Here is a 20,431-nt window from a genome sequence, read left to right as displayed (position 1 = left end):
CTTTATGGATAGTGACCATGAATGATAGCGACCAATTGCTATGCCGGCTGGCAGTCCCGCTCAGGATTGCAGCAAACTCAGGGCCGCATTGGGGCGACTGTTTGCCTGACTCAAAATAGAAGCACTTGCCTGCTGCAAGATTTGGGTGCTGACCAAGCGCGCCGATTCCACAGCCATGTCGGCATCCCGGATCCTTGAGCGGGCAGCGCTGAGGTTCTCATTGGCATTGGCCAGATTGCGTACCCGTGAATCCAGCGCGTTGGCTTGGGCCCCGAGCCGAGCGCGCTGAACACCCAGCTGTTTCATACCCACATCCAGGGTTTTGATGGCCCTGCTGGCGTTGTCGTAACTCAGGACATCAATGTTATCAACGGTATATTTCTTCTTGTCCTCTTGATAAAAGCCAAGCGCATGCAAGCTGGATCCCTGCATATCAATATTGGAATACTTGTCGCCTGATGAGCGCAGCTCCATCTGACCGATATACGTCGTCGATGTAACGTCGGGTAGCAAAGCGCTCAGAGAGGAACTACTGATCACCGGAGGCGCCGGTGGTGCTGGCTGCGGAGGGGGAGTTGTGCCATTGGCCAGCGCAAGGCTGTTGCCCTGAGCGCTATGCATGGTCAACGCATTGCTGGCGGGATTGCTGTTGTTGGAGGCACTAACATAAAAACCCAGACCTGCCGATTGCGCAGTACTGTTGATGCGTTGAACCACAGTTGCCATGATGGCACTATTTTTTGCTGTCGGATTGACCGGATCCCATCCGGTCATATCAATGCCTGTGGTCAAATCCACAGAGTGACCCGCCACATCGATATAGGAGGGTAATGCGGATAAATCGACCGCGGAGGCGACAGAAAATGGCAGTTGTTGCGCTTGTACCGGCCCCTGATTATTGGGAAAGGTGGTGCCATTAATATCTGCCACGAACGCTTCCAGGGTTGAATAGTCCTTGTCAAAAGTGACGCCATTAAGGGTGATAGGCTGAGATGAAAGCTTGAGATCAGCAATGTCATACGCCCCTGGCTTGCTTCCTGCCGGACTGCGCGCTTGCCACTCCATCTCCCCCAGATTTTTGGTCTGGGCATTGAGATCGGTAATGACAGTATTCTGTCCTGCATAGGCACCGACCAAGAAGATACCTTCGTAACTCCCCGCCAGCAGGTCCTGTCCGGCAAACCGGGTACCTGTGGCAATCCGGTCCATCTCCAACTGCAGTTGCTTGAACTCAGCATTCAGGGCTACGCGATCCTCTGCTGTATTGGCACCGCTTCCCGACTGCAGTGCCAGAGTGCGCATCCGCTGCATCAGGTTCACCGACTCATCAAGCGCCCCATCGGCGATGTTGATCACCGAGATCCCATCATTGGCGTTGCGAATAGCAGTGTTGGTCCCGTTCACTTCACTGGTGAGGCGATTACTGATCTGCAAGCCTGCTGCATCATCAGCGGCACTGTTGATGCGCAAGCCGGATGAGAGTCGTCGATATACCGAATCCAGCGTGTTGGATGATTGACCAAGATGGCGAGAAGCATTGAGGGCAGAAATATTGGTAGCGATGGAGAGGGACATGGACAGCTCGATACAGGAAAGATTCAAAATGGTCTTCCCCACTATCGACATCATCAAATGACTCTTTAGCGAAAATCACTATAAAGTAAGGTTAAAACGCTTTATTGACTACATTGTGCACACATAGCGACCAACTCTGAACAAAAAACAAGCACAACCAACTGTGACATATAAGATAAACAGCGTGAAACGCCAACATTGAGATTCTGCAAATCTTGCATATGCAACACTCGGGCGTTGTCCAGATGTACAATTCGTCACTCTGCCATATACCAGCAAAGGCTGGCTTAGCCGCACTATTGCACATAGAATGTGGCCCCTTTTCTTTCTACCATCGGCAAACATTCATGAGCGCTTCCATCTATCTCGTCAAAGGCCGCGAAAAATCCCTGCTGCGTCGCCACCCCTGGATCTTCTCCAAGGGGATTGAGCGGGTTCAGGGCAACCCCATTGACGGCGATACCGTCGAGATCTATGCCAACGATGGCAAGTGGCTCGCCCGTGGCGCCTGGTCAGGCAGCTCCCAGATCCGTGCCCGGGTCTGGACCTTCGACAAGGATGAGACCGTCGATCTCGACTTCTTTATCCGTCGTCTCAAATATGCGCAGGAGTCTCGCGATCCGCTGATCAAGCGTCAGGGCCTCACCGGCTATCGCCTCTGCGCCGCCGAATCCGACGGCCTGCCGGGTCTGACCATCGACCGTTATGCCGATTTTCTGGTGTGCCAAATCCTCTCTGCCGGTGCCGAGTTCCAGCGTGAGCTGATAACGCAAGCACTGCGTACCCTCTACCCAGAGTGCAGCATCTATGAGCGCTCCGACGTGGCGGTACGCAAGAAGGAAGGGCTGAAAGAGCGCACCGGCGTCATCTATGGCGAGACCCCGAACGAGCCGGTGGTCATCGAAGAGAACGGTGGCGTCAAGATCCTGGTAGACATTCGCAACGGCCACAAAACCGGTTTCTATCTGGATCAGCGGGACAACCGTCAGGCTGCCGCCAAGTACACCGAAGGCAAGCGGGTGCTCAACTGCTTCTGCTACACCGGCGGGTTTGGCGTTTATGCCCTCAAGGGCGGCGCCAAGGAAGTGGTCAACGTCGATCTCTCCCAGAATGCGCTGGATATCGCCCGCCAGAACGCCGAGCTGAACGGGCTGGATACCAGCAACACCCAGTTTGTCCGTCACGACGTATTCAAGCTGCTGCGTGAATACCGCGAGAAGGGCGAGAAGTTCGATGTCATCGTGCTGGATCCGCCCAAGTTTGCCGAGAGCAAGGCCCAGCTGCTAGGCGCCTGCCGAGGCTACAAGGACATCAACATGCTGGCGTTCCAGCTGCTGGCGCCGGGTGGCGTGCTCTTGACCTACTCCTGCTCCGGCCTGATGGAGCAGAGCCTGTTCCAGAAGATCGTTGCCGATGCGGCGCTCGATGCCGGTCGCGATGCCCAGATCCTGGAGCTGCTCTCCCAGGCCTCCGATCACCCCATCGGTACCGCCTATCCGGAAGGCTTCTACCTCAAGGGTCTGGTGGTACGCGCCCGCTGATCGGTCGTCATCTTCCCTTGTGATCAATCAGGCCCCTTGCGGGCCTGATTGTTTTGCATCGCGCCGTATAAACCTGAGCCTGACGCTCGCCCCGATGACCACCCTCTCTGCTTTATTCGCGTTCCTTCTCCTCCTCTTTTGCTGCCAGCGCCCCACTTCTTCTCTGTTTAAATTACTTTGCACAATAACTGCACATTTATGATTTAAATCACATCCGTATGACTCTCTTTTCCGTAGTGTGATCCCGCCTGCGGCAGCCGAGCCGGGGCAACCGTCCCGTCAGGATTGATGGGCGGCACAACAACAAAATAGATGTCAGGCCAAGCTGAACATCACAAGGGATCCCGATATGAATCAATCATTGCCGCTGTTAACGCCGCTGCGGGGTATCGCTGCCCTGATGGTGGTGCTGTTCCATGCCCGATTATTGCTCTTTCCCCAGTGGATGGAGCCGCTCGCAGGCCACACCCAACTCATCGAGAACGGCTACCTCTGGGTCGATCTGTTCTTTATTTTGAGCGGCGTGGTGCTGGCCCATGTCTATGGGGAGGCCTTCACCCGCACGCCCCGCACCGTGGGCTATGGCCGCTTTCTCTGGCTGCGGCTGACCCGCGTCTACCCCCTCTATCTTGTAACCCTGCTATTGCTGGTTGGCTGGGAGCTTTACAAGGCGCAACACGGGGTGGGCTTCTATGCTGGCCCCTTGTTCAAGATGTGGGAGTGGGAAGGCATGCCGCCTTTCGGTTCCCCCTTCACCCCGGCCGAGGCGCTGCCAAGCGCCTTTCTGCTGCTGCAGGTGGTGACCGATCACGGGTTGACCTGGAACTTCGCAGCCTGGTCGCTCAGCGTAGAGTGGATCAGCTACCTGCTGTTCCCGCTGCTGATCCCGCTGGCGGTGACCCGCAGTCGCTGGAGCCATCTCGTCCCCCTGCTGGCGCTGACGGTGCTGGCCTTTATCGTGCACAGTCGCGGCACCCTGGATGTCACCAGCGGGGCGCTGGCGGTAGGACGCGGGGTGAGTGAATTTGTGCTCGGCCTCTGGCTGCTGCCGAGGGTGAAGGCCGCGAAAAGCTCGCCCATGATGAAGCATGATCTGCCGCTCTTGATCGCCTTTGTGCTGCCCTTCGCGCTGATGCAGTTCGCCATGACACCGCAGCTGACCCTGCTGCTGATCAGCTCCTACGTGCTGTTGATCTGGATTGCCGCCGCCCAGGGGGAGCGCCAGAGCCCGCTGCTGCGCCTTTTGGATAACCGCTTCACCAACTGGCTGGGGGATCTCTCCTACTCCATCTACCTGCTCCATGCGCTGGTGCTGCTCACTGGCTGCGAGCTCATCCACTATCTGGCACCGGGGCTCACCGAGTGGTGGTATGGCCAGACCAACCCGCTGCTGGGGGTAGTGGCCACCTTGCTGATGCTGGCGGTGCTGATCGGGCTCTCTTCTTTAAGTTACAACCTGCTGGAGCGGCCACTGCAAAGGCGCCTGCGCCGCTGGGGCAAGTCACGGCAACCGGCGCTGAAACAAGCCGGATAAGCTAGTCTCGCCCTGTCTGGATGAGTTGACGGTCTTATGCCAACTCATCCAGTACCAGTTCATCCAGGCTGCTCATCACCCAGGCGCTCGGGTGCTGGCTAAATCCGAGCTTGGGGTAGTACGCCACCGCCTGCGGCGCGGCCAGCAGGATCAGCTTGCAGCCCGGCTGCAATTGCAAAAACGTCTCGCGAATAAGGGCTTTGCCAATCCCCTGTCCCTGCACCGACTCGGCCACCGCCAGATCCGAGAGGTAGCAGCAAAAATGAAAATCGGTCACCGAGCGGGCCACCCCGACCAGGGGCTCGCCCTGCCAGGCGGTGATCAGCAAATTGGCGTTATCCAGCATGCTCTGCAGGGTGGCCGGATGGTCCAGCGGCCGTCTCGCCCCCAGCGAGGTCTGCACCAACAACGCCGCAAACTGCGCCGTGGTAATGGGGTGGTTAACCAAAAATGTGGTGGTCACTAAGCTCTCCTGTTGTAGATCGGCAGTTGCGTGCTGTTGGTCTCTTTGAAGTTCTCTTTGCTGCATCTGTACTGCAATCAATCAGCCAGCGCCGGATCCAGACCGATGACTGGCAAGTGCGGGCAATTCCCTGCTGTTTATGTGAATTCCTGTTCGAACCCCAAGGGGCAAATGTGGCATAATGCCCCGTCCTGTGGCCCTTGGCGGGGCTGCGCTGGCGCACCTTGTCGCCCTTTTCTTCCCCGTCCGGCCTGGCGGTCTTTCATAACTGCCAGTCATCGCTGCCCCTGTTGGCACCGAGGCCACCCATATTTGCGGCTTCTTGTCTTCCTTTCTACAAGGCCGCCCATTGACCAAGACGGCTCCACAGAGCCTCTGCTCTGTTTGCAAATAAAAGGGGTAAGTATGTCTTCCATTCGTCTGACCCAATACAGCCACGGCGCTGGCTGCGGCTGCAAAATCTCTCCCAAGGTACTCGACACCATACTCAAGAGCCAGATCCCGGGCTTCAACGACCCGACCCTGATCGTTGGCAACAGCAGCAAGGATGACGCGGCCGTGGTCGATATCGGCAACGGTCAGGGCATTGTCTCCACCACCGACTTCTTCATGCCCATCGTCGATGACCCCTTCACCTTTGGCCGCATTGCCGCCACCAACGCCATCAGCGATATCTACGCCATGGGCGGCAAGCCCATCGTTGCCATCGCCATCCTCGGCTGGCCCATCAATACCCTGCCAGCCGAAGTGGCCCAGCAGGTGATCGACGGCGGCCGTCAGGTGTGCCATGAAGCGGGCATTTCACTGGCCGGTGGCCACAGCATCGATGCCCCCGAGCCCATCTTCGGCCTCGCGGTGACCGGTATCGTGCCTCTGGATGCCATCAAGCAGAACGACACCGCCAAGGTAGGTGACACCCTCTATCTGACCAAGCCTCTTGGTATCGGTATCCTCACCACCGCCCAGAAGAAGGGCAAGCTCAAACCTGAACACGAGCAGCTGGCCCCCAACGCCATGTGCACCCTCAACAAGATTGGTCAACGCTTTGCCGAGCTGCCGGGTGTCCACGCCATGACCGACGTCACCGGTTTTGGTCTGGCCGGTCATCTGCTGGAGATGTGTGAAGGATCTGGCGTCAGTGCCCGCCTCGACTTCAAGGCGCTGCCGCTACTGGACGAGGTGGATTACTACCTGAGTGAGGGCTGCGTACCGGGCGGTACCCTGCGCAACCACGACTCCTACGGCCACAAGCTAGATGCCATAGACGATCGCACCCGCAACATCATGTGCGACCCGCAAACCAGCGGCGGCCTGCTGGTCGCCGTGGGTAAAGAGAGCGAAGCCGAGCTGCTCGCCATCGCGCAAGAAGCTGGGCTAGAACTCTCGCCCATCGGTCAGATCAAGCCCCTTGAGGGCTCCCGCTTTATCGAGATTGTCCAATGAGTGAATTGCCACTGGCCATGGACTACGCCCAGATTTTTTTAGGCGATGTGCCGTTGATTGATGTGCGCGCCCCCATCGAGTTCAAGGAGGGGGCCTTCCCCTGCTCGACCAGCCTGCCCTTGATGACAGACGATGAGCGCGCCCAGGTGGGGACCTGCTTCAAGAAGCAGGGTCAGGCCGCCGCCATTGAGCTTGGACACAAGCTGGTGGGGGGAGCTGTGCGTGCCGAGCGACTCGAAGGCTGGCTGGCGCAGTTGCGCAAGCAGCCCGATGCCCTGCTCTACTGCTTTCGCGGCGGCCTGCGCTCGCAAACCGTACAACAGTGGCTGGCTGATGCCGGGGTGACTCGCCCCCGCGTCGCCGGTGGCTACAAGGAGCTGCGCCGCTTCCTGATCGACACCCAGGACAAGGCCTCTGCCGAGTGCCACTGGACTGTGCTGACCGGCATGACCGGCTCCGGCAAGACCCATATGCTGGACCACGTGGCCCAGGCGCTCGATCTGGAAGGACACGCCCATCACAGGGGCTCGTCGTTTGGTCAGCTGCCCGGCGGCCAGCCCAGCAACATCAACTTTGAAAACAACATTGCCATCGAACTGCTCAAGCGCCGCCATCAGGGCGAGCATGCCTTCGTAGTCGAAGATGAGAGTCGCCTAATTGGCCGCTGCTGCCTGCCCCTCTCCCTCCATGAGGCCATGAGTCAGGCACCGCTGGTGGTGGTAGATGTACCGCAGATCGATCGCGCCGAGCAGATCCGCGAAGATTACGTGCACGATCTCTGGCTGCGCTATCAAGCCATGTATGGCCAAGAAGAGGGATGGCCGCTGTTTGCCGCCTACCTCACCGATGCGTTGGCCCGTCTCAAGCGCCGCCTCGGCGATCAGGCCCACCGTGAGCTGGATGCCCTGATGCAGACCGCTCTCACCGAGCAGGAGAAGAGCGGTGATACCGCGCTGCATCTGGCCTGGATCACCTTGCTGCTGACCCGCTACTACGACCCCATGTATCTCTATCAGCTTGGCAACAAGCAGGAGCGCATCGTGTTTCGCGGTGATAAACAGGCCTGTCTCGACTATTTCGCCGAGCAGCATGCCAGCGCGCTGCGCGGCTGACCCATCCCAAGAGAGGAACTCTATGTTGAAATTCGAGGTGATCCCGGTCACCCAGTTCGCCCAAAACTGCTCCCTCATCTGGTGTGACGAGACCCATCAGGCCGCCCTGATCGATCCGGGCGGCGAAGCGGACAAACTGCTGGCGGCCATCGCCAAGCGCGGCCTGACCCTGACTCATATCCTGCTGACCCACGGTCATCTGGATCACGTCGGTGCCGCCGCCGAGCTGCGGGAAAAAACTGGCGTCACCATCACCGGCCCCCACAAGGAGGACGCCTTCTGGCTCGACATGCTGCCCCAGCAGAGCCAGATGTTCGGCTTCGCCCATACCCCCGCCTTCACGCCGGATCGCTGGCTTGAGCAGGGTGACAAGGTGCAGCTTGGCCAGTGCGAGCTGGATGTCTACTTCTGCCCCGGCCACACACCGGGCCATATCGTGCTGCTGAACCAGGCCGAAAAACTCGCCTGGGTTGGCGACGTGCTGTTTGCCGGCAGCATAGGCCGCACCGACTTTCCCCGTGGGGATCACGGCACGCTGATCAAGTCGATCACCGAGACCCTGCTGCCGCTGGGTGACGAGATCGTCTTTATCCCGGGCCACGGCCCCAGCTCCACCTTCGGCCGCGAGAAGGCGAGCAACCCCTACCTGACCCAGCCTATCTGGTGATCAAAAAAGGCAGCGGTGTTCCGCTGCCTTTTCCTTTTTTCTGAAGTCCTCATTGCTATAGGTACAAGCGAGTCTTTATAATTCACCATGATTTGTCTCTGACCATCAAAACTTGGGAACAAAAATGTATCTTGCTTTAGCTATTGCCATATTGTTATTTATTTTTTTCCTGAAGAAGTCACGAGCCAGATATAGAATCAGAGATTAAAAACGCCCAACAATCATTCATGGGATAATAATACTACTCGTTAATATCGTATTTGAGATAATATATAGAGCTGAGTTTGTCCCCATTCAGGCCATTTACAGCAGCTTACTAACCTATGTACTGCCTCAAGTTATATACTACCTATTGTTGATCACCATTTTTTTAGTTATGGCATATAGATATGGTTTTTTCATATGGCCAGATGATAGAAATGCAATAAATAGACAGCATACAATCAATATCCCCATGTGCTTCTTGTTGACTATTTTTATAGCATGCCCATCTGCCATACGAAATGGAATTATTGAAGCATCACCCTATCTACATGTTTGCTGTCTTATTGGTAGCGGACTTACCTCTATTTATCTTGTAAGAATTTTCACTATCAAGTTTAACAAGACAATTAATGATATATAACTTTTATTGCCAACACAGTCACAAAAAATAAGCTCGTTTATTTCGAACTCTTGTTCTTGAGCCACAATTATTTGATAAGCGACCGCAAGATATTCTGACATTTTAAATCTTAAATATCCCCTGAAAATAAAAAAATCCCCACCCGAGGGTGAGGATTGATTTATAGGTGCAACCGTCAGGTGGCTTATTGTGCCAGCAGGTGACCGACCAGCTCATGACGCCACCCTTGCAGAAGCATCGGCTTGTCGCTGCGGGCCCGCTCTTCGTCGTTCATCCGCCAGCTCCAGGTGAAGTACTGGTGAATGATCTTCTTGCTGGCAATCAGCTCGGGCGGAATATTGCTCGCCTTGGCCTTCTCTTCCACCATGGCCTTGATGCGCTTGAGCTCGGCCTTGTACTGGGGAAAGTCCACCAGCCGGCGAATGGGCTCGGGCCAGCTGTCAGGATCGCTCTGCTGCGCCTTGGCGACGATATCGAGCATCCGCTTGCCGTGGATCTTGATCTCGATGGGCGAGAGGCCCAGCTCGTTGAGATCCCGCAGGGAGGCAGGACGACGCTCTGCCACCTTGAACAGGTGCAGCTCTTTGACCACGAAGTTGAGGGCCAGGTCCCGGCGCACCGCCTCTTGCTGGCGCCAGGCGGCCAGCTCGCGCAGAATGGCGAGCTCGCGGCGACCCAGTTGCCAGGCGTTGACGATTTCAAGATAAGCCTGACGGGGATCGCTACCCTGGGTCTTGCGGGCGGAGTGGTTCTGGCACTCCTGCTCGAACCAGGCAAACTTGCCGCTTTCCCGCAGTTTGGCCATCACTTTCTCGTAGAGCGGCATCAGGTAGAAGACATCCGCTGCCGCGTATTCGAGCTGACGCGGTGTAAGCGGGCGTGCCAGCCAGTCGGTGCGCGCCTGATCTTTTTCCAGCTCGACCCCGAGGAATTCATTCACCAACGCACCAAAGCCGACCGAGACGCCGTAACCGAGAAAGGCGGTAGCCAGCTGGGTGTCGTGCATCTGGTTGGGCAGGTGGCCCGCCTGATGCTGGATAAGCTCCAGATCTTCGCCAGAGGCGTGCAGGATGGCGATCTGCCCTTCCCTGCCCAGTCGCTGCCAGAGGGAGGAGAGATCCAGGGTGAGCGGATCCAGCAGCGCCAGATGCTCGCCGTCATAGATCTGGAACAGACCAAGCTGGGGGTAGTAGGTACGGGTGCGAACGAATTCAGTATCGATAGCCAGGGGAACGTCGGCCAGAGAAGCGAGATACTGCTCAAGTTCGTCTTGCTGAGTGATAAGTTGATAGTGCATCTGTGCCTGCGCGGTTGATCAGGGCCAAAAAGAAAAAACCGTGGGATGACCCACGGTTTTGCATAACGACGGTGCTGGTTTGCAGAGGGTTCTACAGCCACAATCCGGTTATTGCTTGGCAATCTCCTCGTCGCGCAGTACGCGGCGCAGGATCTTGCCCACATTGGTCTTGGGAAGTTCGTCACGAAATTCTACCAGTTTCGGCACCTTATAGGCAGTCAGATGTTTGCGGCAGTGGGCAATAATCTCGTCCTCCTGCAATTTGGCATCTTTCTTGACCACAAAGATCTTCACCAACTCGCCGGAGACCTTGTGCGGCACACCCACGGCGGCCACTTCCAACACTTTCGGGTGCAGGGCAACGACATCTTCGATCTCGTTCGGATAGACGTTGAAACCGGAGACCAGGATCATGTCCTTCTTGCGGTCAACGATCTTGAAGAAGCCCTGCTCGTCGCACACCGCGATATCACCGGTACAGAGCCAGCCATCCTGCATCACTTCAGCAGTCGCCTCGGGGCGCTGCCAGTAGCCCACCATCACCTGCGGGCCGCGCACCTGCATCTCGCCCGGGGTGCCGAGGGCGTGGATCACCTGACCGTTGTCATCTACCAGCCGGATCTCGGTAGAGCAGACCGGCAGACCGATGGAACCGTTGTAATCAGTCAGATCGTAGGGGCAGACGCTCACCAGTGGCGAACACTCGGTCAGGCCATAGCCTTCCAGCAGCGGGGTATCGGTCAGCGTCTTCCACTTCTCCGCGACCGCGCGCTGCACCGCCATGCCGCCACCGATGGTCAGCTTGAGCTTGTCAAAGGCGATCCCCTGAAACTCTTCGTTGTTGACCAGCGCATTGAACAGGGTGTTAACCCCGGTAATGCAGGTGAAGGGGTACTTCTTGATCTCCTTGACAAAGCCCGGAATGTCGCGCGGGTTGCTGATCAGCAGGTTGTAACCGCCGATACGCATAAAGAGCAGGCAGTTCACGGTCAGGGCGAAGACGTGATAGAGGGGCAATGCGGTGACCACGAACTCCTTGCCACGCTCCAGCATGGGGCCGTAGACGCCGAGGCACTGCTCGACGTTGGCAATCATGTTGCGATGGGTCAGCATGGCCCCTTTGGAAAGGCCGGTGGTGCCACCGGTGTACTGCAGGAAGGCGAGATCGTCGTTGGTGATCTCCGGCTTGATGTACTGCAGGAAACGCCCCTTGGAGAGGGCCTGACGCATGGTGGTGGCGTGGGGCAGATTGTATTTCGGCACCAGCTTCTTGACGTACTTGACCACGAAGTTGACCAGGGTGCCCTTGGCCAGCCCCAAGTTGTCCCCCATCCGGGTCAGGATAACGTGCTTGATCGGGGTGTCGTAGACCACCTTTTCCAGGGTATGGGCGAAGTTGGAGACGATGACGATGGCCTTGGCACCGGAATCTTTGAGCTGATGCTCCAGCTCGCGCGGGGTATAGAGCGGGTTAACGTTGACCACGATCATGCCGGCGCGCAGGATGCCGAACACGGCGATGGGGTATTGCAGCAGGTTAGGCATCATCACCGCAACCCGATCCCCTTTCTCCAGCTTCAGCTCGTTTTGCAGGTAGGCAGCAAAGGCGCGGGACTGCTCTTCCAGCCGGCGGTAGGTGATGGTTTGGCCCATGTTGACGAAGGCGGGCTGATCGGCAAACTGGGTCACCGAGGATTCGAACATCTCGACCAGGGAGCTGTATTGGTCTGGATTGATCTCGGCGGGGACCCCTTCCGGATAACATTTCAGCCAGACTTTTTCCACAAACTTCTCCTGCATAACTAGCACCTGTGCGCTCACTGTGTTGCCTCCGTCCCGGTTCACATCCATTTTAATCGGTTGTTTTAAGCTGATGCTCTAATGCCGCACATATTTACACAGCGCAACATCAATTAACAGCAAATTAACAACAGAAAAATGTGAGGGAGAAAACAAACCTGGAATTATTGAAAGCTGGCGATTCTACCGAACTTGACAAAACTTTACGATACAAACGGCCGTATCAACCGAATTTTCCATATGAAAATGGTGGTTTCCACCCAATATGACCCGCTCGATCTGCTGGAAGGCATCCTGACGGGCCTGCCATTGGGCTTCAAGTGCAGCAAAGCCCTGCTCCCCCTGAATCAACAGCACAGGACAGCGGATAGCCGCCATCAATGCCCGAGCTTGCCCTTCGCTCATTCTCAGGGGCGACAGATCCCGCAAACGAGGATCGCTGCGCCAGTGCCAGCGCCCTGCCCGCTCTTCAAGCTGCCGCTCACAGATAAGACGCGCCGCCTGCGGCGTGATATCCGCCACTTTGCAACGGGCGGCGACAGCCTCATCGATGGAGGCAAAGCCGTTGGCACTGCGCTCCCGGGTGCGACTGCGGTTTAAAATCGCACGTCGCAGCTGGGCAGGTACCTCCTCATCGGGCTGGCTCAGCGGCCCCAGCCCCTCCAGCATGATCAACCGCTCCACCTGTTCGGGGAACACCCCGGCATAGGCGGAGGCGATCAACGCCCCGAGGGAGTGACCGAGCAGAGTGAAGCGCGACCACCCTGCCGCCTGCACGATCTGGTAGAGATCGTCCAGCCAGTCGACAAAGACATAGGGGGTAGTTTTGTGATCGGAGTGACCATGTCCCGGCAGATCGACACAGATGAGGTGAAAATCACCCAGATGCGGCGCCAGCGGCAAGAAGCTGGCGCTATTGTCGAGCCAGCCATGCAGGGCGATCAGCAGAGGTTTGCCCTGCTGATCATGCTCCGCAGACTGGTTATCCAGCAGGGCTACCCGCCGCCCATCTGCCAAGGTGAGCAGACGTTCGTGCAGAGTGCTTTTGATGCTGTTGATCATGGCAAGCCTTAGCGACGCAGCGGCCGTCTCGGCCAGAAGGGATCATCGAAGGGGTCGTAGAAGTAGGGGTCCATATAGCGCACCTCCACCTCCTTGACTGGCGGCCACAGCTTGCTGCCCGTCACATTGAGCACAGAGAAACGGTACTTGTGCTCGCCAATCTGGCTATCAACCGGTTGGCCTATGGTACCGAGCACCGTCAGGCTGCGCCCCTTGGCATAGAGGGTCGGATCGACAAAACCCTTCATGATGGCCAGAAAACGGCCCGGGCTTTGCTCGGTCTGCTCCGGTACACCGTTGGACTTGAGCGGCAGATAGACCACTTCAATAACGCTCTGATCCGCCTTGTTGTGCACCGCCGAGATAACGCCGCTCCAGCGGGCCGGTTTGCCCTCCATCCCGCCAAGGGCGGGCTGATAGGCCACCAGCTGGTTTTCAGGCTCATAGGCCAGCTCCTTGGGAACCGAGCTACAGGCCCCGAGCAGCAGGGCCAGCGCCCCGACCACCATAGTGCGTTTCATCATGTCGCTTCTGGTATTACGCATCATGTCACTCTCCTGTTGCCGGCGTGGCCCGTCGGGCCATCCGCTTGTGTTGCAGCTGATGAGCGGCAAGAGCGACATGACGTCAGTGCTCCTGCCCTTATTCGCGACCCGGCAGTTTTTTCCAGGTCACCTTGTCACGCAAATAGACCGGCGTCGCCTGCTCCACAGGCACCGCCTCCCCCGCCAGCCAGGCGGCGCGGGCCAGCGGCAGCATGTCCTCTGCCGCCGGGAAGCGCACCTGACTCTCCGCCAGCTCATCGGCCAGACCACTCAGGGTCTCGCCATAGGTTTCAAAACCGGTGCCGACGCAGGTCACAGGGCCCGCCAGCTTGCCACGGACGTCAACCAGTGCCGCGGGTTCGCTCACCACCTCGTCCCCCACCAGCTGCATGCGGCCATCAATGAGCTCATAGCGGCCGAAATAGACCTCGTTCATCCGCGCATCGATGGCGGTCAGCACCTGCTCGGCGCCATCCCGTCGATAGGCGCCTTGCGCCATGGCGGCCAGGGTCGAGATGCCAATCAGCGGCACACCCGCACCAAACGCCAGCCCCTGTGCCACACTGATGCCGATCCGCACGCCGGTAAAGGAGCCCGGGCCGCGGCCGAACGCGATGGCATCGAGGTCACTCAAACTTATCCCGGCATCCTCTAACACAGCCTGAACCATGGGCAGGATTTTTCGGGTGTGATCCCGTGGCGCCTCCTCCCAGCGGGAGAACAGCTTGTCACCCACCAGCAGGGCGGCGGAGCAGGCTTCGGTGGCGGTATCAACGGCCAGGATCTTCAACTCGTTCATGCTTTCCAATCTCTATAAAATCAGTCAATTACATAATCGGCAAGCGAGATATGCTCACCCGTTGTTCAAATCTGTTAGCTGGCGGCACACTTATTCACCGCGTTCAGTGCGATCGAAAAAACTCCCCAACGTTCCCAACTCCCGGGTACGGGGGATGGCGGGCAGACTCTTGATAAAGGTGGCGCCATAAGGTTTGTTAACCATTCGGGGATCACAGATCACCAGCACCCCGTGATCACTGCGATCACGAATGAGCCGCCCCACCCCCTGTTTGAGGGCAATCACCGCCTTGGGCAACTGCAGCTCAGCGAAGGGATCACCCCCCTTAAGCTTGCAATCATCCACCCGCGCCTTGAGCAGCGGATCATCAGGGCTGGCAAACGGCAGTTTGTCGATGATAACACACGACAACGCCGCCCCTCTCACGTCGATCCCCTCCCAGAAGCTGCTGGTCGCCACCAGTACTGCACGGCCGTTCTCGACAAACTCCTTGAGCAACCGTTGCTTGTTGTCCTCCCCCTGCAACAAGACGGTGCGGCCAATTTCCCGGCGCAGCACCTCGGCCACCTGACGCATCACCTGATGGCTGGTGCAAAGGAAGAAACAGCCGCCCGGTGTCTTGTTGATAAGCGGGATCATCAGATTGGCCAGCTGCTCGCCGCGACCAAAGGCGTTGGGCTCCGGCAGATAGCGGGGCACACAGAGCCGCGCCTGCTCGCCATAGTCGAACGGGCTGTCGAGGATCAGCTCGGCGCTGCCCGCCAACCCCAGCTCGGCCTTGAAGTGATCAAACCGCATATCCACCGTCAGGGTGGCGGAGGTAAAGACCCATGCCACTTCCGGTCTTTGCACCTCGGCACTGAATCGCTCGGCCACCGAGAGCGGCGTCAGATTGAGGGTGAAATGAAGCCGTGAGCAGTCGTACCAGTAGGAGAAACCGGTCTGGTTAACCGCCAGCACTTCACCCAGGCGGGTGCGCAGTTCACTGATACGCTCGAAGGCGTGATCCAGCTGCTCGCCACGGCCGAGAGCCAGTTTCAGCACTTCGTAGCAGAGCCCGATGGCATCGTTGAGACGAGCCAAGGCCTGACCCCAGAGCGGCTGGCGCAGCATGTCGCGGGTATTGCCGCGACCGCCATCCACTCCGAAGGCAAGACGCAGATCCTGACTGGCGATAGCGAGCCGGTCCGCCGCCTTGCCAAGCTGGGCCATGTCGTGCGCCTCTGCCCGATAGGCCAGCTGGATATCCTGCGCCAGATCCTGAATCGTTCGGCTGCCTACCGACTTGCCGAAGTAGTTGGTGACGATCTCCGGCAGCTGATGGGCTTCATCAAACACATAGACTTGTGCTTCCGGCACCAACTCGCCAAATCCGGTGTCTTTCACCGCCATATCGGCGAAGAAGAGGTGATGATTGATCACCACCACCTGGGCATCCATGGCGCGGCGTCGGGCCACCACCAGATGGCAGTCGTCGTAATAGGGGCAGTCGCGACCGAGACAGTTATCGTTGGTGCTGGTGACGTGGGTGAGGATCTCGGCGTTTTCCTGCAACCCTGGGATGTCCCCCACATCGCCGTTATCGGTAGCCGTGGACCAGGATTTGACCTTCACCAGATCATTAAGCACTTCCGGCTTTTGCAGATGGGATTCGCTCAAGAGCCGGTTCATCCGCTCGATGCAGAGATAGTTGCTGCGCCCCTTGAGCAGGGCCACTGGCGGGGTGTAGGAGAGCGCGCCGGTGATGGTCGGGAGATCCCGATAGAAGAGCTGCTCCTGCAGGTTCTTGGAGCCGGTGCTGATCACCACCCGCTTGCCGGACTCCAGCGCAGGCACCAGATAGGCGTAGGTCTTGCCGGTACCGGTCCCCGCCTCAACCAGCAGACGGCCACCACTTTTGATGGCGCGCGCGACCGCTTCGGCCATCTCCAGTTGGGGAGCGCGGGCTTTGAAACCGTCGATATGGCTGGCCAGAGGGCCATCTGGCTTGAACAGGGTCTGGATGGTCAAAAGGACGTCCCGCAGCAAAAGCGGCCATTATGCCAAAAGCGCGGCAAAAGCGGGACAGATAATCTGCCTAGACGAACAGATCGATCTGATGATCGGGATCCGGCTTGTGATCGCCCTCCTCCGCCTTGGGCTGATCACGCTTGGCTGGCGTGTTATATGCCTGCTGGCGCTGCTGGGAGTCACTGTTGTCAGTGCTGGTCTTGCGCAGCTGGTGCTTTTTGCTGATCTGGTTCACTTCCCGCTTGATCTCTTCGCTGCCGGGCGCGGCAGGCGCCCGGGGCAAAATGGGGAACAACAGGTCCTGGCTGGGCATGATGGCGACTCCTGCAGGGGTTATTGTCTAGTTATCGACCAGAAAACCGTTTTCGCCACTTTAATCGATCAAATCACAATTTCGGGTTGCATTTTCTGTCAAGGCAGGTAGTTTAAATCAGGCGTCAATTACGACATCTTATTTTGTAAAGGATTGATTACATGAAGTTCACCACCCTGAAGACTCATCACCACCATCATCATCCCGACTAGTCTTTCAGGAGGTTGACTGCTGGAAGACACTTAACTGGTGACTTCCAAAAGGACCGCAAGATTCATAAACCCTCGGAAGCACCCACTTCCGAGGGTTTTTTCGTTTTTGACTAGAAGGAAATCGAGCAATGGAAACACAACGTCTGCGTATCGCCATGCAAAAGTCCGGTCGTCTGAGCCAGGACTCCCAAGCCCTGTTCAAGAGCTGTGGCCTCAAGATCAACCTGCGCGAGCAGCGCCTTATCGCCCATGTCGAGAACATGCCCATCGATATCCTGCGGGTGCGTGATGACGACATCCCGGGTCTGGTGATGGAAGGGGTGGTCGACCTTGGCATCATCGGCGAGAACGTGCTGGAAGAGGTGCAGCTTATTCGCGCTTCACAAGGATTGCCTGCGGAGGTCAAAACCCTCAAGCAGCTGGACTTTGGTGGCTGCCGCCTCTCACTGGCGGTACCGGAAGATGTGACCTACACAGGGCCACAGAGTCTGGCGGGCAAGCGCATTGCCACCTCCTACCCCGGGCTGCTCAAGCGCTTCTTTGACGAAAAGGGCCTTGGCTTCAAGAGCGTGATGCTGGGCGGCTCGGTGGAAGTGGCGCCCCGCGCGGGTCTGGCCGATGCCATCTGCGATCTGGTTTCCACCGGCGCGACCCTGGAGGCCAACGGCCTCAAAGAGGTGGAGGTGATCTACCGCTCCAAGGCGGTACTGGTACAGGCCCCCAACCCCTTGTCCGATGCCAAGCAGAAGCTCATCGACAAATTGCTGCCCCGCATTCAGGGGATGCAGCAGGCCCGCGAGAGCAAGTACATCATGCTGCACGCCCCCAAAGAGAAGCTCGATGCCATCACCGATCTGCTGCCGGGTGCCGAGCGCCCCACCATCATGCAGCTGGCCGGTGACACCAATCAGGTGGCGCTGCACGTCGTCTCCAGCGAGACCCTGTTCTGGGAGACCATGGAGCAGCTCAAGGCCCTCGGCGCCAGCTCCATTCTGGTGCTGCCCATCGAAAAGATGATGGAATAAGGAAGGGACATCATGCAGACCTTGATCTGGAAGACCCTCTCCCCCGCCCAGCAGGCCGATGTACTGACCCGGCCCGCTCTCAATGACGAGGCCGATATCGGCGCCGTGGTCAAAGAGATCATCGCCGCGGTGCGTAGCCGTGGCGATGAGGCTCTGCGCGAGCTGAGCCAGCGCTTCGAGCGCGCCCCCCGTGAGCAGCTGCGCGTTAGCGAGGCTGAAATTGAAGCCGCCTGCGCGCGGCTGGATAACGACATCAAAAGCGCCATCGAAGCGGCCATTGCCAATATTCGCACCTTCCACGCCGCGCAACTGCAGCAGGTAGTGCGGGTGGAAACCCAACCCGGGGTGGTGTGCGAGCTGCGCTCCCAGCCAATCAGCCGGGTCGGTCTCTACGTACCCGGGGGCAGCGCACCGCTCCCCTCCACCGTGATGATGCTGGCTATTCCGGCTGCTATCGCCGGTTGCCGTGAAGTGGTGCTCTGCACCCCGTCCCCCGCCAGCGACGAGATCCTGTTTGCCGCCCGCGCCTGCGGGGTCGAGAAGGTGTTCGCCATCGGCGGCGCGCAGGCCATCGCGGCGATGGCTTACGGCACCGAAAGCATCCCCAAGGTGGACAAGATCTTCGGCCCGGGCAACGCCTATGTGACCGAGGCCAAGGGGCAAGTTTCTCGCGACTGGCGTGGCGCTGCCATCGACATGCCCGCAGGCCCCTCCGAGGTGCTGGTGATTGCTGACGAGAGCGCCAACCCGGCCTTCGTGGCGGCGGATCTGCTCTCCCAGGCCGAGCATGGCCCCGACAGCCAGGTAGTGCTGGTCACTACCTCGCCCCTGCTGGCCGATGCCATCGCAGGGGAAATTAAAAGCCAGCTGACCAAGCTGAGCCGCCGGGATATCGCCGCGCAGGCGCTCGGTAGCAGTCTGGTGATCCTCTGTGACGATCTGGCCGAGGCATGTGTCATCTCCAACGCCTACGCGCCGGAGCACCTGATTGTGCAGACCCGAGCCCCGCGCGAGCTGCTGGACCAGCTTGAGAATGCCGGCTCCATCTTTCTGGGAGCATGGACACCGGAATCGGTCGGCGATTACGCCAGCGGCACCAACCACACCCTGCCCACTTATGGCTATGCCCGCACCTGCTCGAGCCTTGGCCTCGCCGATTATCAGCGCCGCTACACGGTGCAGGAGCTGAGCGCCGAAGGTATTCGCGGCCTTGGCCCTATCGTCGAGCGTATCGCCCAGGCCGAGGGGCTCGATGGCCACAAAAATGCAGTCACCCTCAGGTTGAACGCCCTGGCCGCCGCGCCCCAACCAACAGCACAGCAGAAGGATTTGTCATGAGCATTGCCAATCTGGCGCGCCGCGTGGTGCGGGCCCTCACCCCTTATCAATCCGCCCGCCGCATCGGCGGCAAGGGCCACGTCTGGCTCAACGCCAACGAGGCACCGCAGGCCTATCCCTTTACCATCGAGGGGAGCCGCCTCAACCGCTACCCCGAGTGCCAACCGGCCGAGGTGGTGAACGGCTATGCCGCCTACGCCGGGGTCAATCCCGATCAGGTGCTGGTGAGCCGCGGCGCCGACGAGGCCATCGAGCTGCTTATTCGCACCTTCTGCGAAGCGGGTGAAGATCAGATCCTCATCTGCCCGCCCACCTACGGCATGTACGCCATCAGCGCCGAGACCTGTGGCGTCGGCATCGTCGAGCAGCCGCTAACCGCCAGCCGCCAGCCGGACTGGCCCGCCATCGCGGACCGTCTGTCTGATGTGAAACTGGTGTTTCTCTGCTCCCCCAACAACCCCACCGGGGATCTGGTGGGGCGCGACGGCCTCATCGCCCTGCTGGAAAAAGCTCGGGATCGCGCCATCGTGGTGGTGGACGAGGCCTATATCGAGTTCTGCCCCGAGGCGTCCGTGGTGGACCTGCTGGCCCGCTTCCCCAATCTGGTGGTGACCCGCACCCTCTCCAAGGCTTTTGCCCTGGCGGGGATCCGCTGCGGCTTTACGCTGGCAAGCCCCGAGGTGATCGCCATGCTGGCCAAGGTGATCGCCCCCTATCCCATCCCCGAGCCCATCGCCCAGATCGCGGCGCAGGCCCTCTCCCCCATGGGGCTGGAGCTGATGCGCGAGCGAGTAATAGAGCTCAACAAGCAAAAAGCCGCCTTCAAGGCAGAGCTGGCAACGCTTGCCTGCGTGAAGGAAGTATTCGAAGACAAGGGCAACTTCGTGCTGGTGCGCTTTGTGGATGGCACCGCCGTCTTTGCCGCCATGAAGGCCGCCGGCATCATTCTGCGGGATTTCTCGACCAAACCCGGCCTTGATAACAGCATTCGCGTCACCATCGGCTATCAGGGCGAGATGGATGCCGTGCTGGCGGTACTGCGTGATCTGCCCTCTCCCACTTTGTAAGAC

17 protein-coding genes and 1 other annotated feature are annotated in these 20,431 nt (G+C 58.7%); of the genes, 8 read left to right on the top strand and 9 right to left on the bottom strand.

The annotated features are described in order from the left end of the window. Nucleotides 1-60 precede the first annotated feature (60 nt). A complete protein-coding gene (locus OKC43_RS08455) occupies nt 61-1,629 on the bottom strand; it encodes a flagellin N-terminal helical domain-containing protein (protein WP_270658572.1) in 1,569 nt (522 codons plus the stop codon). Nucleotides 1,630-1,922: 293 nt separating this feature from the next. On the opposite strand from OKC43_RS08455, the gene OKC43_RS08450 reads away from it, so the two are divergent. Then, nucleotides 1,923-3,116: a class I SAM-dependent methyltransferase gene (locus OKC43_RS08450; protein WP_005336736.1), complete on the top strand. Its 1,194-nt coding sequence runs from the start codon at nt 1,923-1,925 to the stop codon at nt 3,114-3,116. Nucleotides 3,117-3,465: 349 nt separating this feature from the next. Further along, on the top strand, nt 3,466-4,650 hold the full coding sequence (locus OKC43_RS08445; RefSeq protein WP_236271412.1) for an acyltransferase family protein: 1,185 nt from the start codon (nt 3,466-3,468) through the stop codon (nt 4,648-4,650). A gap of 34 nt (nt 4,651-4,684) precedes the next feature. Here OKC43_RS08445 and OKC43_RS08440 read toward each other — a convergent pair whose 3' ends face one another. Then, nucleotides 4,685-5,113 (bottom strand): GNAT family N-acetyltransferase, encoded by a 429-nt coding sequence (locus tag OKC43_RS08440; protein ID WP_236271411.1) that lies wholly within the window; start codon nt 5,111-5,113, stop codon nt 4,685-4,687. Nucleotides 5,114-5,518: 405 nt separating this feature from the next. On the opposite strand from OKC43_RS08440, the gene selD reads away from it, so the two are divergent. From selD to OKC43_RS08425, 3 genes are read left to right on the top strand one after another with little or no spacing between them, the layout of a single operon-like run. Next, complete coding sequence (selD, locus tag OKC43_RS08435) at nt 5,519-6,556, top strand: selenide, water dikinase SelD (RefSeq protein ID WP_236271410.1); 1,038 nt, start codon at nt 5,519-5,521, stop codon at nt 6,554-6,556. After that, nucleotides 6,553-7,668: a tRNA 2-selenouridine(34) synthase MnmH gene (mnmH, locus tag OKC43_RS08430; RefSeq protein WP_236271409.1), complete on the top strand. Its 1,116-nt coding sequence runs from the start codon at nt 6,553-6,555 to the stop codon at nt 7,666-7,668. The genes selD and mnmH overlap by 4 nt, the downstream gene beginning before the upstream one ends. A 22-nt stretch (nt 7,669-7,690) precedes the next feature. Then, nucleotides 7,691-8,335: an MBL fold metallo-hydrolase gene (locus OKC43_RS08425; protein WP_101530594.1), complete on the top strand. Its 645-nt coding sequence runs from the start codon at nt 7,691-7,693 to the stop codon at nt 8,333-8,335. An 809-nt stretch (nt 8,336-9,144) separates the two neighbouring features. Here the strand turns inward: OKC43_RS08425 and rnd are convergent. The 7 genes from rnd to OKC43_RS08390 all read right to left on the bottom strand — a co-directional run bounded on the left by rnd (nt 9,145) and on the right by OKC43_RS08390 (nt 16,786). Further along, nucleotides 9,145-10,257 carry a ribonuclease D gene (gene rnd / locus OKC43_RS08420; protein WP_236271408.1) on the bottom strand — a complete coding sequence of 371 codons (1,113 nt, stop codon included), beginning with the start codon at nt 10,255-10,257 and terminating at the stop codon, nt 9,145-9,147. A gap of 108 nt (nt 10,258-10,365) precedes the next feature. Further along, nucleotides 10,366-12,042, bottom strand: coding sequence for a long-chain-fatty-acid--CoA ligase FadD (gene fadD / locus OKC43_RS08415; RefSeq protein ID WP_270804012.1), 1,677 nt, complete (start codon nt 12,040-12,042; stop codon nt 10,366-10,368). A 198-nt stretch (nt 12,043-12,240) separates the two neighbouring features. Further along, nucleotides 12,241-13,119, bottom strand: coding sequence for an alpha/beta fold hydrolase (locus OKC43_RS08410; RefSeq protein ID WP_144713298.1), 879 nt, complete (start codon nt 13,117-13,119; stop codon nt 12,241-12,243). 8 nt (nt 13,120-13,127) lie between these two features. Then, complete coding sequence (locus OKC43_RS08405; protein ID WP_236271506.1) at nt 13,128-13,643, bottom strand: Slp family lipoprotein; 516 nt, start codon at nt 13,641-13,643, stop codon at nt 13,128-13,130. Nucleotides 13,644-13,761: 118 nt separating this feature from the next. Next, nucleotides 13,762-14,463: a tRNA (adenosine(37)-N6)-threonylcarbamoyltransferase complex dimerization subunit type 1 TsaB gene (gene tsaB, locus OKC43_RS08400; RefSeq protein ID WP_236271407.1), complete on the bottom strand. Its 702-nt coding sequence runs from the start codon at nt 14,461-14,463 to the stop codon at nt 13,762-13,764. Between the two features lie 90 nt (nt 14,464-14,553). Continuing rightward, entirely contained in the window at nt 14,554-16,473 is a 1,920-nt protein-coding gene (locus tag OKC43_RS08395) for an ATP-dependent DNA helicase (protein ID WP_236271406.1), read from the bottom strand. Nucleotides 16,474-16,540: 67 nt separating this feature from the next. Next, nucleotides 16,541-16,786: a hypothetical protein gene (locus OKC43_RS08390; RefSeq protein ID WP_115521430.1), complete on the bottom strand. Its 246-nt coding sequence runs from the start codon at nt 16,784-16,786 to the stop codon at nt 16,541-16,543. Between the two features lie 187 nt (nt 16,787-16,973). Further along, nucleotides 16,974-17,102: a sequence feature (His leader region), on the top strand. Nucleotides 17,103-17,126: 24 nt separating this feature from the next. Between OKC43_RS08390 and hisG the strand changes: the two genes are divergently transcribed. From hisG to hisC, 3 genes are read left to right on the top strand one after another with little or no spacing between them, the layout of a single operon-like run. Next, nucleotides 17,127-18,023, top strand: coding sequence for an ATP phosphoribosyltransferase (gene hisG, locus OKC43_RS08385; RefSeq protein WP_236271405.1), 897 nt, complete (start codon nt 17,127-17,129; stop codon nt 18,021-18,023). Between the two features lie 12 nt (nt 18,024-18,035). Next, complete coding sequence (gene hisD, locus OKC43_RS08380; protein ID WP_236271404.1) at nt 18,036-19,361, top strand: histidinol dehydrogenase; 1,326 nt, start codon at nt 18,036-18,038, stop codon at nt 19,359-19,361. Then, the gene (gene hisC, locus OKC43_RS08375; protein ID WP_236271403.1) at nt 19,358-20,428 is read left to right on the top strand and encodes a histidinol-phosphate transaminase; all 1,071 of its coding nucleotides are present in this window, start codon (nt 19,358-19,360) and stop codon (nt 20,426-20,428) included. The genes hisD and hisC overlap by 4 nt, the downstream gene beginning before the upstream one ends. Nucleotides 20,429-20,431: the final 3 nt, after the last annotated feature.

Origin of the sequence: Aeromonas sp. Y289-2 (genome assembly GCF_027705925.1) — a bacterium.
Taxonomy (GTDB): domain Bacteria; phylum Pseudomonadota; class Gammaproteobacteria; order Enterobacterales; family Aeromonadaceae; genus Aeromonas; species Aeromonas veronii.
The sequence above is the reverse complement of the archived record's forward strand: the minus strand, read 5'-3'. Positions and strand labels throughout refer to the sequence as shown.